Genomic DNA, 14861 nt, shown 5'->3' with positions numbered 1-14861 from the left:
GCCCGGGCGACTCGACCGTCTTAAGCCCAATACTTCCCGAAAACGAGTGAACGCGTTCACACATTGGGATTGATCATCGCGATATCGGGCGTCGCCGTCGACGACATGAACACCGCGCGAGAGACGGAAGATGCGCACCACCGACATGGCGGCCGCACATCTCACGTCCGGCTGGTGAGTGGATTGAACTGGCCGCGCTGTCGCCAGGTCTTTCCCAGAGCAGTTCATGGCGTCACGACTTCTCCGAACGCATCGACTGACGGTCGCATTGGATCCGCATCAGCCGGGGCGTTCAATCAATGATCGTACTTGATACCGCACACACGTTCTCGCATACGCCTCGTATAGGAACCGCGCAAGTCACGAATGATCGCGTCCGCAATTTTTGCATCTGGATGATGCAGCGCTCCCGTCCGTCACCCCGGAAGCGGCGACATACTCCTAGATGCAGGTGTTACACCTTTCCTTTACAACCATTACGCGAGCTCTGGTTTTCCGCCGCGATCTCATCTTTTTTCAGAAGGCGGGTTTCTGATATGCGATTTGTGCCAGTCATTGTTCCGCTTGCCGTCATATCTGGCCTGGCTGCAACATACGGCGCCGATCCCCCGGGGGTCAGAGGCGCTGCTGCGTGGGCTGCGAGCGAAGCAAGCCGCGCCTATCGGGCGGCCGTCCAATCCATTCCGCCCATCGAACGCAATGCCGCCGCCTTCGGGTCGGATGCCCCCGTGTTCCGCTACGCCTCGATACAGCGCGGCAGCATCGAGCAGACCGTGACCGTCACAGGCGCCCTTCAGCCCGTGAAGACGATCGAGGTCGGTTCCCAACTGTCCGGCCAGCTGTCCAAGGTTTACGTCGACTTCAACGACACGGTCAGGAAGGACCAGCCGCTCGCGCTGATCGATCCGCGGACCTTCGCTGCCAAGGTCGACGAGGCCAAGGCGGCGGTGGAAGTGGCCAACTCCTTTGTCGACCTTGAGAGGGCCAAGCTCGATCGCGCCAGGGTCGATCTGGAGAACGCGAAAGGCAGCCGGGCCGTCCTCGCCGCCAAGCTCGAGAGCGCCCAGGCCGTCAAGGCGTCGGCGCAAAAAACGCTTCAGCGCAAGCTGGCGCTTCAGACACAGAATGTCGTGGCGACCGCATCGGTTGATGACGCCCAGACCGAATTCACCGCGAGACTGGCGCAGGAACGCGAAGCCGAGGTCCTCATGTCGCTGAACGCCTACTCGGTCGAGGGTGCGCAAGCGGATTTGCGCAGGATCGAAGCCGAACTGGACCAGGCAAGGATGGCGGTTCCGGAGAAAGTGGCTGTCCTCGCGGCGGCTCAGGCCGATCTCGACCGCACGGTGATCCGCTCGCCGATCGACGGCGTCGTCGTCGGCAGGTTCGTCAACGAAGGCCAAACGCTCGCGGTCGGCCTTGAATCTCGCACGACCTTCGTGGTCGCGCACCGCCTGGAAGACATGGAGATTCACGCGCGGGTTGATGAAGCGGACATCGGGCGCATTGCGCCCGGCCAGCGCGCGCACTTCACGGTGGATTCATATCCTGATCGCCGTTTCGAAGCGCTCGTCAGGCAGGTGCGCAAGGCGCCGCAGACCCAGCAGAATGTGGTGACCTATACGGTAGTTTTGGCGACCTCCAATCTCGACGGCGCGCTGCTGCCCGGAATGACTGCGCTCGTGAGGATCGTGATCGAGCGCCAGGACGACGTGCTGAAAGTGCCGCTTGCCGCCCTGCGCTTCCAGCCCTCAGGCAAGCAGCCGGACGGAGCCCCCGGACACAGCGGCGTATGGCTCCGTACGGCCGGCGGTTCACTCCAGCGCATCCCCGTGACTGTTGGCACCGCAGGAGCAGAACAGGTGGCGCTCAAGAGCGGTGATCTGGTCGAAGGCAGTCAGGTCGCGGTTGGACAGGCGATCCGCCCCGCAGGCATGGAATTTCTTGGAATCAGGTTGGGATCATGACGGGCCGCCCTCCTCTCATCAGCCTCCGATCGGTGTGCAGGACCTACCGCATGGATGGGGTGGCGGTGACGGCTGTCCGCAATGTCAGTTTCGACATTGCGCGGGGCGAGATTCTTGCCGTCATGGGACCGTCCGGTTCCGGGAAATCCACACTGATGAACATGATCGGGCTGCTTGATCTGCCGAGCGAAGGCGCGATCTACCTGGAGAGAGAAAACGTCGCCGATCTCTCCGAGGACCGTCGATCGGTCCTGCGTGCGCGCAGCATCGGATTCGTGTTTCAGTCCTACAATCTGCTCGCGCGGCACAACGCGGTCGAGAATGTCGCGCTTCCCCTCGTCTATTGCGGCGTGAACCGCAAGGAGCGCATCACACGGGCCGAGCAAAGCCTTGAGGCCGTCGGCATGTTGCACCGGGCGCAGCACTTTCCACGGCAGCTGTCAGGCGGCGAGCAACAGCGAATTGCGATCGCGCGGGCCCTGATCGCATCCCCGCTGATTGTACTTGCCGACGAGCCGACGGGCGCACTCGACAGCCGCACCGGCGGCGAGATCCTGGCCCTGTTCGACGCCCTCAACGAGGCCGGTCAGACCATCGTGATGATCACCCACGACCCCGGCATCGCGACGCGATGCCGGCGCACGATCCGTCTGCATGACGGCCAGCTCGTCAGCGACGAAACACAGCTCCCGCTCGTGCCGAAAAGGGTTGCGGCGTCATGACAGTGCTTCAGGGCTTCCAGATCGCACTTCATGCGCTGCGCCTCAATCCGCTGCGCAGCTTCCTGACGATGCTCGGCATCGTGATCGGCGTCGCGTCGATCGTCACGGTCTTTGCGATCGGCGCGGGCGCCCAGCTCCGGCTTCAGGAGCAGATCCGCTCGATCGGAGCCAATGTCCTGATGATCACGCCGGGCGCGGTCTACCAGGGCGGCGTTCGTCTCAAGGAAGGCACCAAGCTGACCATGACCGAAAGCGACGTGCAGGCCATCCTCGAGCAGATTCCGGAGGTCCAGGCCGCGGCCGGCTCGATCGCCGGGACCGCACAGACCATCCACGAAAGCAAGAACTGGAACACCACGATCAACGGCACGACGACCGGGCATTTCATGGTGCGCGACTGGCAGCTCTCGTCCGGCCGGTTTTTTTCCGGCCCCGAAGAGACCGGCGCTGGCAAGGTCGTGATCCTCGGAAGCACGGTTGCGCGCGAGCTGTTTGCGCCGGGCGACGACCCGATCGGCGCGCAGATCAGGATCATGAATGTCCCGCTCGAGGTGGTCGGCGTGCTCGATCGCAAGGGTCCCGCGCAGGATGACGTCGCCTTCGTTCCCCTGAGCACGGCCAAACTGCGATTTCTCGGCAGCGCCAGCGGGATCAACCGGGACTCGGTTGCCTACATCATCGCCAAGGTGGCTGCCGACGGTCAGATGGCGGGCGCTCGATCCGAAATCGAGAGCCTGCTGCGGCAACGCCATCGAATCCCCGTCGGACAGGAGGATGATTTCAAGGTCCAGGATCCGGCCGCGGCCATGGAGGCGCAGCAGGGCGCGATCCGCACGGTAGCACTGCTGCTGGTTGCCATCGCCTCGGTCTCCCTGCTCGTCGGCGGCATCAGCATCATGAACGTGATGATCGTGTCGGTCACCGAGCGCACCCGCGAGATCGGGATTCGCCGCGCCCTCGGAGGCCGCATGCGGGACATTCGCCTTCAGTTCATTTGCGAGGCGCTCGTCCTTTGCCTTCTCGGCGGCGCCATAGGCGTTGTCGGCGGAATTGCGCTTTCAATGACGGTCGCCCGCATGGCCGGCTGGATCACATCGGTCGATTCCGAGGCGATTGGGCTCGCCCTGGTCTTCTCGATCGCGACCGGTCTCGTTTTTGGTTTTTATCCTGCTCACAAGGCTTCCAAGCTTAGCCCGATCGAGGCGCTCAAGACGGAATGAGAACGTGTTGCGATGGCCAAATCAACCATCAGGCCAGGAAGGAGCTAGTCATGAGCCCAGATCCAAAAGAACAGATCACACCTACGCCCCGCGAGCGTGAGCTCATGATGCTTATCGCGCGCGGATTTCAGAACAAGAACATCGCCTATGAGCTCAAGATCTCCGAAAATACGGTGCGCGCACATATCGGCAACATCATGCGCAAGTACCGCCTCCAGAATAGAACGCAGATTGCCATTATTTTCGCCCTTCATGCCGCGCCACCCTCATTGCGCCGCGATCTGGTCAACGCCGGAAGTTTTCAGGCACCGGAAAAGGCGCCGCCGGTAATGGCCGGGAATCCGAGCGTGCATTCCGCGTCGAAGTGACGAGCCTACGATGCACTGAGCCAGCCTTGGGTGCGCAAGGATTGATTGGATAGCCCGCGCGTCGGACAAATTAACAACGTCCTGTCAGGTCCTTGCAGCAAGCATATTTTTCATCGTTTAGAGTTTGTAATTGTCGGTTGTATCAACCATCCCAGCCCCAAAGTGCGGTCGTGGTCATCAAGCCCGGCGAAGCCCTGACGCAGAAGCCTTGGCGCAAAAGCCTTGGCGCCGCCGGGTCGCACGAAATGACAGCATTACGTGCCCGCTCCCCAACATCACTCTTGCCTAACCCCCGCCCCTTGTAACAAAACGGTCACGCAGCAAAACTAAAGGAGGGCTGCGGCCGCGCCGGTCGCCGATCCGCCTGATCGCAGGGAGAGAATTGATGCGCCGTTCACGATTGTTGCTGTCCGCCGGACTGATGCTCATGTCCACCGGACTGGCGTCCGCCCAGAACAATACCCAGCGCAACCTGATCCTGTTCATTCCCGACGGCCTGCGCGCGCTCAAGGTCAGCCCTGAGACCGCGCCCGCCATGGCCGAAATCCGCGACAAGGGCATCAACTTCAAAAACCCGCATTCGCTGTTTCCGACCTTCACCATGGCGAACGGCTCGGCGATGTCGACCGGACACTATCTCGGCGACACCGGCGTGTTCTCCAACACGATCTACACCGCCTACACCTCCGTGCCGGCCGGCGACACCGTCGTCCCCTTCATCGAGAACGACGCCGTGCTCGGCGACATCGACGAGCATTTTAACGGCAACTATCTCAACGAAGACACCATCCTGAAGCTCGCCCGCGACATGGGTTTCTCGACCGCCGCGCTTGGCAAGCACGGGCCGACCTACCAGTTCGACCATACCGACCGTCCGGATCAGGCCGGGCTACATTCGATCGTGCTGGACGATGCCACCGGTGGCAAGCACGGCGTACCGCTGTCCGAGGAGATGAAGGCGGCCCTGACCAAGGCCGGCCTGCCGCTCGCCACGCCGTCGCGCGGCGACAATGCCAAGGCGGGCGACGCCAAGACGCCGGGCACGACCGTCGCCAACGTGGCGCAGCAGGCCTATCTGGCCGACGTCACCACCAAGGTCGTGCTGCCGATGTTCAAGGCCCGCAACAAGCCCTTCGTGCTGGTGTTCTGGTCGCGCGATCCCGACGGCAGCCAGCACAACACCGGCGACAGCCTCAACCAGATCAAGCCGGGCATCAACGGCCCGACCTCGATGGCCGGCATCAAGAATGCCGACAACAACCTCGCGCAGATCCGCAAGGCGCTGGACGAGCTCGGGCTTTCCGCCTCGACCAACATCATCGTCTCGGCCGACCACGGCTTCTCGACGATCTCCAAGGAGAGCAAGACCAGCCCATCGGCGAAGGTCAGCTATGACGACACGCCAAAGGACTTTTTGCCGATGGGTTTTGTCGCGCTCGATCTCGCCAAGGCGCTCGACCTGCCGCTATTCGATCCCAACGACAAGAATGCCAAGGTCGAAGGCAACAAGCATCCTAAGGCCGGCAACGGCGTGCTCGGCAAGGATCCGACCAAGCCGGACGTGGTGGTCGCCACCAACGGCGGATCGGACCTCATCTACATCCCGAGCAAGGACCGCAAGCTCGCCCGCAAGGTGATCAACGCGCTGCTCGCGCAGGACTATGTCAGCGGCCTCTTCGTGCACGACGATCTCGGCAATTTCCCGGGCACGCTGCCGCTGTCGCAACTCAGCCTGAAGGGCAAGGCGGCAACGCCCCACCCCGCCATCGTCGTCAACTTCCGCTCCTACGCCAGCGATTGCGGCGAGGCGCCGACCAATTGCTCGGTGCAGGTCGCCGACACCGTGCTGCGCCAGGGCCAGGGCATGCATGGCAGCTTCAGCCGCGGCGACACCATGAACTTCATGGCGGCGATCGGGCCCGACTTCAAAGCCGGCTATGTCGACGAGCTCCCCGTCAGCAACGCCGATGTCGGCGCGACCGCAGCCAAGCTGATGGGCCTGACGACGAAGCCGAAGGGCAGCCTGATCGGGCGCGTGATGACGGAGGCGATGCCGAACGGCGAGACGCCCAAGGCCTATGTCGGGTCGGTCAAGTCGCGGCCGGCCGACAGCGGGCTTCGCACCGTGCTGAACTTCCAGCGCGTCGGCAGCCAGCGCTATTTCGACGTCGCCGGCTTCCCCGGACGCACCCTCGGGCTCGAAGCGGACGACAAAACAAAAACGGCGGGGAAATAACCCCGCCGCTTTCTGCAACTCAGTCGCGCACAAGCGCATGATCCGGAAAAGTGTGCAGTGGTTTTCCCTCGCGACAAACGCGGAACGCGTTTGCGCGGAGATCATGCGCAAACAACCGCCTGAAGCGCGATAGCGCTTTAGGCGGGCGCAAAAATCTCACATGCCGATGTCGAACACGTTCGGCAACTGGCCGGCCAGCGGCAGTGCGGTAGCACCGACGAAGGTCGCCACCATCGCCATCAGGCGACGGTTGCCCTGGCGGCTGCCGCGCATCTGGCCGGCGATCCATTCGAGCATGTCGCGGTTGACGCGGCTGGCATAACCCGGCGCCCAGCTCTCGATGTCGGTTTCCGGCGACAGCGCGACGCTGCGCGGCGGCACCGCCAGGCCGGAGGCGCTGGCGGCGTGATGGGCGACGGCCTTGGCCAGGAGATCCTCGAAGCGGCCGCCGTCGCTACGCTCGGTCGCGGCCTCGTTGATCTCGAACAGCGCCTCGGCTTCGGCGCGGCTGATCGGCTGGTCGTTGACGGCGGCGGCGGTCAGGATGCGCACGCACCAGGCGGCGTCATCGGAATCGAGCGCACGGGAGAAATGCACCCGGCCCTTGGTGGTGGGGCCTTCACCGGTAATCACGCCGTCGCGCACGATGGTCAGCGCATGAGCCGCAGTATCACGGCAGGACGGTTCGAGGGATTGAAACAACTCAACAGTATTCGACGCAGCGGCAGACATAGTTCACTTCCAGATTTCTTCTGATCGGCCAGCATTTTCATGCGGGCGTAAACGAGTGGTTAATGATTCGATACGGGGATCGCGACTTTTCTAGATGGTTGCCGATTAGTCGCTGTCAGGATCAATTCGGTTCCATCAACGTCGGGGCGGGCGTGATGCGGGTCATAAAAGGCAATATCGGGGCAATCAAACCTTTTCCCGGATGCGGGGATATTTCGCCGCAGCAGCGCCAGCAGCCAGAAGATGCTAGAACATCGGGCCCTTCAGAGAATGATTTCACATTTTACTTGAACGGGTTCACTTGGGACCTTCTCCGGCCTATACTCGGCCGGACGCCTCTAGACAGAAATTACTTTTAACTTCAATGAGATGAGGTAGAACCATGCCACTTCCGATCGGCACCACCGCCCCCGACTTCGAAGCCGAAACCACCGAGGGGAAAATTAAATTCCACGACTGGATTGGCTCGAGTTGGGCACTGCTGTTCTCGCACCCCAAGGACTTCACGCCGGTGTGCACCACGGAACTCGGTCTGCTGGCGAAACTGAAGCCCGAATTCGACAAGCGCGGCGTCAAGCTGATGGGCCTGTCGGTCGATCCGGTGGACCGCCACGCCAAATGGTCTGAAGACATCAAGGAGACGCAAGGCGCCGCGCCGAACTACCCGATGATTGGCGACACCGACTTCAACGTCTCGAAACTCTACGAGATGCTGCCCGCCTCGACCTCGGGCGATCCCCTCTCCCGCACGCCGGCCGACAACCAGACGGTCCGCAACGTCTTCGTCATCGGCCCGGACAAGAAGATCAAGCTGGTGCTGGTCTATCCGATGACCACGGGCCGCAACTTCCAGGAAATTCTGCGCGTCATCGACTCCCTGCAGATGACCGCGAAACATCGCGTCGCGACGCCGGCCGACTGGAAGCAGGGCGAGGACGTGATCATCGCGGGCTCAGTATCCAACGACGAGGCTAAGACGATCTGGCCGCAGGGCTGGAAGGAGCCGAAGCCCTACATCCGCATCGTGCCGCAGCCGAAATGACGGTCGCGGTTGCGCCAAGCAATCGCGAATGTCATCCCGGGGCGCGAAGCGAACCCCAATGCGCAATTGCGCATTGTGGGATCTCGAGATTCCACATTGCGCAATTGCGCAATGGGTTCGATGCTAACGCATCGCCCCGGAACGACAGGGAGTCAGGAAGTCACACGATCCGCAACAAGGAGACCCGCGGTCGATGAGACCGCGGTTACCACCGCGCCCCAGCCGATATCGACGAACGCGACCGGCCAGCTCCAGTGCCTGAGCAGCGCAAGCGCGGTCAGGTCGAAGGTCGCGTAGCAGAACAGGCCGAACAGCGCGCCATAGAGCAGCGTCGATTGCCAGGTCGTGGCCAGCGATCCGCTGACGAAGACGAGAATCCCGCCCACATAGAGCAGGTAGAACAGCACGGCCGGCAGCGGCTTGAGCTCGCCCAGCATGTCGCCGACTTGCGACGTGAAGAAGCCCTTGGCGATCATCCCGAGGAACAGGAAGTCCAGTCCCATCAGGACGACCAGCGTCGTGACATAAAGCACGAGATAGCGGTTCATGGCGGGCCTCATCGGATGCCGCCAGATACGGCGCGGCGGGCTGTGTGGTTTCAGCCCGCCACTCCTTTCACATCAAGCCGCCCGGACGCGGTCCAGGAACCTCTCGACCTCGGCCTTGAGGTTGAGGCTTTCGCTGGAGAGCGCCTGGGCGGAAGCAAACATCTGGCTCGAGGTCTCGCCGGTCTCGTTCGCGCCCTGGGCGGCATGGCGGACATTGGTGGCGACGTTGGCCGTTCCGCTCGCGGCCGCACGGACGCTCTGGGCGATGTTGTGGGTGGCACTCTTCTGCTGCTCGACCGCGGCCGAGATCGAGGTCGAGATGCCGCTAATGCGCTCGATGGTCTCTCCGATCGCCTTGATGGCCCCGACCGACTCCTCGGTCGCAAGCTGCATGCTGGCGATCTGGCTGGAGATCTCCTCGGTCGCCTTCGCGGTCTGGCCAGCGAGGCTCTTCACCTCCTGGGCCACCACCGCGAAGCCGCGGCCCGCATCGCCCGCCCGCGCCGCCTCGATGGTGGCGTTGAGCGCAAGCAGGTTGGTCTGCTCGGCGATGGTGGTGATCAGCTTGACGACGTCGCCGATACGTGAGCCCGCTTCCGAAAGCTGGGCCATGCGCTGGTCGGTCGCCTCAGCCTGGCGGACGGCCTCGGCGGAGATGTCGTTGGATTCCTGCACCCGGCGGGTGATCTCGGAGATCGACTTGGAGAGCTCGTCGGAGGCGGCCGCCGCCGTGCGCACGTGATCGGACGCGGTCTCGGATGCGCCGGCCGACTGTGCCGACAGGTCGGCGGTCGAGCGGGCGGTGTCGGTCAGTTGCTTCGCCACGCGCTCGAACTCGCCGGAGGAATCCAGCACCTTGTCGAGGATGCCGCCGACGCTGCCGTGGAACTCGTCGACGAAGCCACGCAGCTCGGACTTGCGCTGCTCGGCGGCGGCCGCGGACGCAGCCGCCTGCTCGCCGCGCAGCCGCTGGCGTTCCAGCGAGTTGCTCTTGAACACCGCGACCGTGCGCGCGATCTCACCGATTTCGTCGGCCCGGTCCTCACACTCGATCTCGATGTCGTTCTTTCCATCGGCGAGCGCCGTCAGCGAGCTCGTAACCGAGGTCAGCGGCTTGGTGACGCGGCTGACCAGCAGCATGGTCAGGGCCAACACCAGCAGCGCCGCGATGCCGGCGGCGATCGCCATGTTCCGGATCGCTTCGTTCAGCATGGCCTCGAACTGCGCCATGGGAATGCCGACATAGAGGATGCCGATCACCTTGCCGCCCGCGCCCAGCACCGGAAAATAGGCGGTCATGAAGGATTTGCCGAACAGGACGGCCGGCCCCTTATAGGCCTCGCCCTTGCGCAGCGGCGCCTGGCCCGGGTGGTCCGCTGCCAATTGCGTGCCGACTGCGCGATCGCCGTTTTCCTTCTTCACATTGGTCGAACGGCGCACGAACTGCCCGCTCGCGTCGTCGAAGACGAACAGCGTCGCGTTGCCGCCAGTGTAGGACACAGCGCGATCGACGATCGCGTGATCCTTGAACTCCGGCATTTTGGCGATTTCGGCGCGAACGACCATGCCGTCCTTCATCGTGATCTTGGCGTCCGGAACGGTCTCGGTGAAGGCCAATGCAAGCGTGCGCAGATTGACCTCGATGTCGCGCAGGGCGCGATCGTTGAATTCTGACGTCAGAGACCAATAGCCCGCGCCCACCACGAGCGCGGTGTTCACAGCGATCAGCAGCACCGCAGCCGCGACGGCCTTGGTGCCGAGCTTGAGCTTGAGCTGCGGCAGGAACTTCCCAAAAAGGCTGGACATGAAACTCCCCCAAAAGAACGCCGTATATTTGAGGGATCAGCTTACCTTCCGATTAACGATGGGAAGATTCGGAAACGTCTGACGTCCGAGACATCCTTTCCAATCCGTAAACAAAGGTATTGCCTCAGATCATGCCTGACCCGCAGCCGATCATCGTCTGGTTTCGTGACGATTTGCGTCTCGCCGACCATCCGGCGCTCAATGCCGCGGCCAAAACAGGCGCGCCGGTGATCTGCCTCTACGTCTTCGACGAAACCGTGGGACGGCCGCCCGGCGGCGCGGCGCGCTGGTGGCTCGCGCAATCGCTGCGCGCATTAGGGATTGGTCTTGCGGCGATCGGGGGATCGCTCACCTTGCGCAAGGGAGCGGCGGCCAGGATCATCCCGGACCTGGCGCGCGATAGCACGGCCGGCGCCGTCTATTGGAACGAGATCGCGCAAGGACCCCATCAAGCAATCGAGGAGCAGCTCGAGGCGTCGCTGGCGAAGCTTGCGGTCGAAACGCAGCGCTTTCCTGGCGACCTCCTGGTCCCGCCGGCCGCGATCCGCAACAAGGACGACCGCGGCCTGCGGGGCTTCACGCCGTTCTGGCGCCGCGTGCTGGCGATGGGCGATCCGCCCAAACCGCAGGCCGCGCCGAAGGCGCTGCGATCCGTCCCAAACATCGCCAGCGATGTCCTCGAAGACTACGGGCTCGAGCCGGCCCAGCCCGACTGGGCCGGTGGCCTGCGCGACAATTGGACGCCTGGCGAGGCCGCCGCCCGCACCCGGCTACGCGACTTCCTCAAGACGACTGTCCGGACTTACGCAGGTGATCGCGACCGGCCCGACCTGGCTGGCACCTCGCGCCTGTCGCCGCATTTGCGGTTCGGCGAGATCAGCCCGCGCCAGGTCTGGCACGCCGCGCGCTTTGCCGCCGACGCCGAGCCCACCCTCGCTCCCGGCGTCGAGAAATTCTTGAGCGAGCTCGGCTGGCGCGAATTCTGCCGCCACCTCCTGTTCGACGTCCCCGAGCTTGCGGACCAGAACCTGCAGGACGGCTTTGACGCGTTTCCCTGGAAGCGCGATGCCGCTGCGCTCGCCGCCTGGCAACGCGGCCGCACCGGCTACCCGATCGTCGATGCCGGCCTGCGCGAGCTCTTGCACACCGGCGTGATGCACAATCGGGTGCGGATGGTGGTCGCCTCCTTCCTGGTCAAGCATCTCCTGATCGACTGGCGCTGCGGCGAACGCTGGTTCTGGGACACGCTGGTCGATGCGGACGCCGGCAGCAATCCGGCGAACTGGCAATGGGTCGCCGGCTGCGGCGCGGATGCCGCGCCCTATTTCCGCGTGTTCAATCCGGTGCTCCAGGGCGAAAAGTTCGATCCCGACGGCGCCTATGTCCGGCGCTGGGTGCCGGAGCTCAAGGGCCTTCCGGCCGAGCTGATCCATCAGCCCTGGCGCGCGACGCCGGTCGAGCTCGCGAGTGCCGGTGTCGCGCTCGGCGACACCTATCCGCAGCCGGTCGTCGATCACGCGCACGGACGCGAGCGCGCGCTCGCAGCCTATGCGAAGATCCGCAAGAAGTGAGCGCTGCTTTGACAGGTTGTGGAATCCCGCTATCGTCATCGTTCCGTTCAAACCCTGGGGGACGACATGAACGACGACACGCCCGTAGCTGAGCCGGTGATGGAGACAGTGGTGGCTCCCGAGCCACCGAAGGAAGCGCCGAAGCCCGCGCCGAAAAAAGCTGTAAAGAAGGCTGCCAAGAAGGCTGCAAAGAAGGTAGCGAAGGCGCCGAAGAAGGCAAAGAAGGCCGCCAAAAAATCCGCGAAGAAAGCGGCCAAGAAAGCCAAGAAGGCACCCAAGAAAGCCGCAAAGAAAGCAGCCAAGAAGACCGCCAAGAAGAAGAAGGCCAAAAAGGCCAAGCGCTGACCGCAACACGCCCCCCGGCGGCACCGCGCCCCGGGGGTCTTGCTTTTCGGCCTATCGCCGGCCCCTGGGCGCGAGATGAATCCCGCGCGGATCGCGAAACTCGCTGCGATGCCCGCGCCGGTCCTCCGCCTCGAAGCGTCGCTGCTTGGCCAGGGAGCCAAACTCCTTGATGATGTCCCTGCCGTCCACCCGTTTGATGAGATAGCCGCCTTCGGTCATGGTGAAGGGTTCTGTCAGGCTTCCCAAATGATCGAACTTGGTGCCGCGCGGATGATCGAACGGCTCGAACCACGACGGATAGACGAAGTTCGACATCGGCAGCCCATCGACCTCAAAAGAGTCCTCCTCCACCGCATCGCAGACCTCGTAGGCGTACTGGGTACGCTTGGTCTTGTCCGCCCACAGGTTCGCCATGGGATCGAGGACCATCTCGAACAATTCGTGCGAGGCTGCAAGGCTCACGTCCTCGCCGCCGGCAAGCACCCTCTCGACGAATATCTTTGAGATCGGCTGGCCGCGATAGGTCAGCTCATGACGACCTGACAACCCCTTCCGCTGGCTGGAGTTGTTCACATAGATCAGCTGCCAGTCCGTCGGCCTCGGATCGTTCGTGTTGTAGAGCTTGACCGGATAGCCCCAGACTGGGAGGAAGTGCCTGTCGTAGCACTTTTGCAGCGCCGCCGTGAGCTTCGCCATCGGCACGTTGAGCGATCGCTTCGCGTGGTTGATGCATGCAATCCGAACCGGCTTGTTCGCCCCGCCGAGCAATGCGCGCTTGGTTGTCGTCATTTGAAGATCACCGTGTGAAATGGCGCCGCCACTCTAGCATGGCACGCGACACACGCCAGAGCTGTGCTGACCTCCGGTTTCGCTAGAACCGCCGGTTGACCAGGAACACGGCCGCCGCGCAGAGCGCCATGCCGGCGACCGCGATGGCGTCGAGCTTTTCGTCGAAGAGAAGAAAGGCCATCAGCGCCGTGACCGCGGGCACCAGATAGAACAGGCTCGCGACCGAGGTCGCCGCCGCATGCCGGATCAGCCAGTACAACAGTCCGATCGAGCCGATCGACAGCACGACGGCGAGCCAGGCCAACGCAAGCACGAACTCGCGCGTCCAGTGCACTACCCGCTCCTCGAACAGGAAGGCACCGGTCGCAAAGAAGATGGTGACCGCGACGTACTGCACGAGATTGCCGGCACGCCAGTCGATGTGATTGCAGTAGCGGCGCTGGTAGAGCGTGCCGAGCGTGATGCTGATCAGCGACAGCACGGAGGCGAGCCAGCCGAGCCCGGCCTCCCCGGTCATGGGACGGTTGTGCAGGATCAGCACGACACCGCCGAGGCCGAGCAGCAGCCCGCCCCATTGCAACGGCGTCACCCGTTCGCCGAGCCAGCGGTTGGCGATCGTCGAGGTCAGGATCGGCTGCAGGCCCGGAATGAGCGCGGAGAGGCCGGCGGGAATCGAATGCGCGATCGCGATCGCCGTGCCGCCGAGATAGAAGCCGTGGACGAGGATGCCGGCCACCGCGCTATGGAAGATGCCGGCCCGATCAGGCGGTGCGGCAATGCGAATTTACGTGTGACGGATGTTGCGTTGCAGGAGAAGCGACGGAAGCAGCGGCGTCAGCTCAGCCGCTCACCATTCCTCGGGGCAAGGATCGATGATCTTCCAGAGATCGGTGCCGTTCTTGATCTTCTTCATCTCGGTGGTGAGCCCGCCATTGCGGCGGATCCAGTCCTTCACCGTGTCAGGATAGTAGGACATCAGGTCGGACGTCCCCTCCGCGCTCGTGACCTTGATGCCGAAGGTGAAGGCCTTGTCGTAATAAGCCTGGTGGAAGCCGAGGCTCGCCTTCGGCGTCACGCAGATCTTGTTCATGGGCACGATGCCCAGCACCAGCGTGCAGGCCGAATTGCAGATGCCGTCGATGATGACCCGCTCGCCCTTGTCGCGGATGCGCTTGTACTTCGTCTTGTACTCCTCGACGTAGCCGCCATGGTCACGGGTGATGTGCAGCTCCGCGCGCGCCGGCGCGGCCGCGACGAGGGAGAGCAACAGCAGACTTACGGACGTGATGCGCATGCGAGCCGACGGGCTGAAGCCTTCTGGGACACGGACCGACCTCGATAGAGACCCCCAAAGGGCCGGCCCGCAGGACACTTGAACGACTCTTGGCCAAACTGTGTTGGCAATTCGTTAAGCATCCAGAAAAGGCCAAAAATGGGCAGCTCCCGACGGCCCTACCGGCATTTCGATCCGGCGACGACCGAATCTGTGGAATCTGCTACCATTTCCGCCGGTCT

At 63.3% G+C, this 14861-nt stretch carries 13 protein-coding genes and 1 pseudogene; 8 read left to right on the top strand and 6 right to left on the bottom strand.

Annotation, left to right across the window (positions count from 1 at the left end; all coding sequences use genetic code 11):
- The first annotated feature begins 800 nt into the window (after window positions 1-800).
- The 5 genes from JQ632_RS19090 to JQ632_RS19070 all read left to right on the top strand — a co-directional run bounded on the left by JQ632_RS19090 (window position 801) and on the right by JQ632_RS19070 (window position 6513).
- Window positions 801-1967: an efflux RND transporter periplasmic adaptor subunit gene (locus JQ632_RS19090; protein WP_409363498.1), complete on the top strand. Its 1167-nt coding sequence runs from the start codon at window positions 801-803 to the stop codon at window positions 1965-1967.
- Window positions 1964-2689: an ABC transporter ATP-binding protein gene (locus JQ632_RS19085; protein ID WP_212404114.1), complete on the top strand. Its 726-nt coding sequence runs from the start codon at window positions 1964-1966 to the stop codon at window positions 2687-2689. Before JQ632_RS19090 ends, JQ632_RS19085 begins: the two co-directional genes overlap by 4 nt.
- A complete protein-coding gene (locus JQ632_RS19080; RefSeq protein ID WP_212404113.1) occupies window positions 2686-3909 on the top strand; it encodes an ABC transporter permease in 1224 nt (407 codons plus the stop codon). Before JQ632_RS19085 ends, JQ632_RS19080 begins: the two co-directional genes overlap by 4 nt.
- 50 nt (window positions 3910-3959) lie before the next feature.
- Window positions 3960-4277 carry a response regulator transcription factor gene (locus JQ632_RS19075; protein WP_249152263.1) on the top strand — a complete coding sequence of 106 codons (318 nt, stop codon included), beginning with the start codon at window positions 3960-3962 and terminating at the stop codon, window positions 4275-4277.
- 385 nt (window positions 4278-4662) lie between these two features.
- Window positions 4663-6513, top strand: a complete 1851-nt coding sequence (locus JQ632_RS19070; RefSeq protein ID WP_212404112.1) for a nucleotide pyrophosphatase/phosphodiesterase family protein — start codon at window positions 4663-4665, stop codon at window positions 6511-6513.
- Between the two features lie 156 nt (window positions 6514-6669).
- On the opposite strand, the gene JQ632_RS19065 is transcribed toward JQ632_RS19070, so the two are convergent.
- A complete protein-coding gene (locus JQ632_RS19065) occupies window positions 6670-7245 on the bottom strand; it encodes a hypothetical protein (RefSeq protein WP_212404111.1) in 576 nt (191 codons plus the stop codon).
- Window positions 7246-7627: 382 nt separating this feature from the next.
- Between JQ632_RS19065 and JQ632_RS19060 the strand changes: the two genes are divergently transcribed.
- The gene (locus tag JQ632_RS19060; protein ID WP_212404110.1) at window positions 7628-8287 is read left to right on the top strand and encodes a peroxiredoxin; all 660 of its coding nucleotides are present in this window, start codon (window positions 7628-7630) and stop codon (window positions 8285-8287) included.
- Between the two features lie 152 nt (window positions 8288-8439).
- Here JQ632_RS19060 and JQ632_RS19055 read toward each other — a convergent pair whose 3' ends face one another.
- Together JQ632_RS19055 and JQ632_RS19050 are read right to left on the bottom strand one after the other, a co-directional pair.
- Window positions 8440-8835, bottom strand: coding sequence for a DUF2177 family protein (locus JQ632_RS19055; protein ID WP_212404109.1), 396 nt, complete (start codon window positions 8833-8835; stop codon window positions 8440-8442).
- Window positions 8836-8907: 72 nt separating this feature from the next.
- Entirely contained in the window at window positions 8908-10641 is a 1734-nt protein-coding gene (locus tag JQ632_RS19050; RefSeq protein ID WP_212404108.1) for a methyl-accepting chemotaxis protein, read from the bottom strand.
- 131 nt (window positions 10642-10772) lie between these two features.
- On the opposite strand from JQ632_RS19050, the gene JQ632_RS19045 reads away from it, so the two are divergent.
- Both JQ632_RS19045 and JQ632_RS19040 read left to right on the top strand, forming a co-directional pair.
- Window positions 10773-12212 (top strand): deoxyribodipyrimidine photo-lyase, encoded by a 1440-nt coding sequence (locus JQ632_RS19045; protein ID WP_212404107.1) that lies wholly within the window; start codon window positions 10773-10775, stop codon window positions 12210-12212.
- A 66-nt stretch (window positions 12213-12278) separates the two neighbouring features.
- A complete protein-coding gene (locus JQ632_RS19040) occupies window positions 12279-12557 on the top strand; it encodes a hypothetical protein (RefSeq protein ID WP_249152261.1) in 279 nt (92 codons plus the stop codon).
- Window positions 12558-12608: 51 nt separating this feature from the next.
- Here JQ632_RS19040 and JQ632_RS19035 read toward each other — a convergent pair whose 3' ends face one another.
- The 3 genes and pseudogenes from JQ632_RS19035 to JQ632_RS19025 form a co-directional block, all read right to left on the bottom strand.
- Entirely contained in the window at window positions 12609-13346 is a 738-nt protein-coding gene (locus JQ632_RS19035) for a hypothetical protein (protein WP_212404106.1), read from the bottom strand.
- 82 nt (window positions 13347-13428) lie between these two features.
- Window positions 13429-14130, bottom strand: a pseudogene (locus JQ632_RS19030) (DMT family transporter); the annotation flags it as partial.
- A 63-nt stretch (window positions 14131-14193) separates the two neighbouring features.
- Complete coding sequence (locus JQ632_RS19025; RefSeq protein WP_212404105.1) at window positions 14194-14640, bottom strand: hypothetical protein; 447 nt, start codon at window positions 14638-14640, stop codon at window positions 14194-14196.
- Between the last annotated feature and the right edge of the window lie 221 nt (window positions 14641-14861).

This window comes from Bradyrhizobium liaoningense, assembly GCF_018130955.1.
GTDB lineage: Bacteria > Pseudomonadota > Alphaproteobacteria > Rhizobiales > Xanthobacteraceae > Bradyrhizobium > Bradyrhizobium liaoningense_C.
The sequence above is the reverse complement of the archived record's forward strand: the minus strand, read 5'-3'. Positions and strand labels throughout refer to the sequence as shown.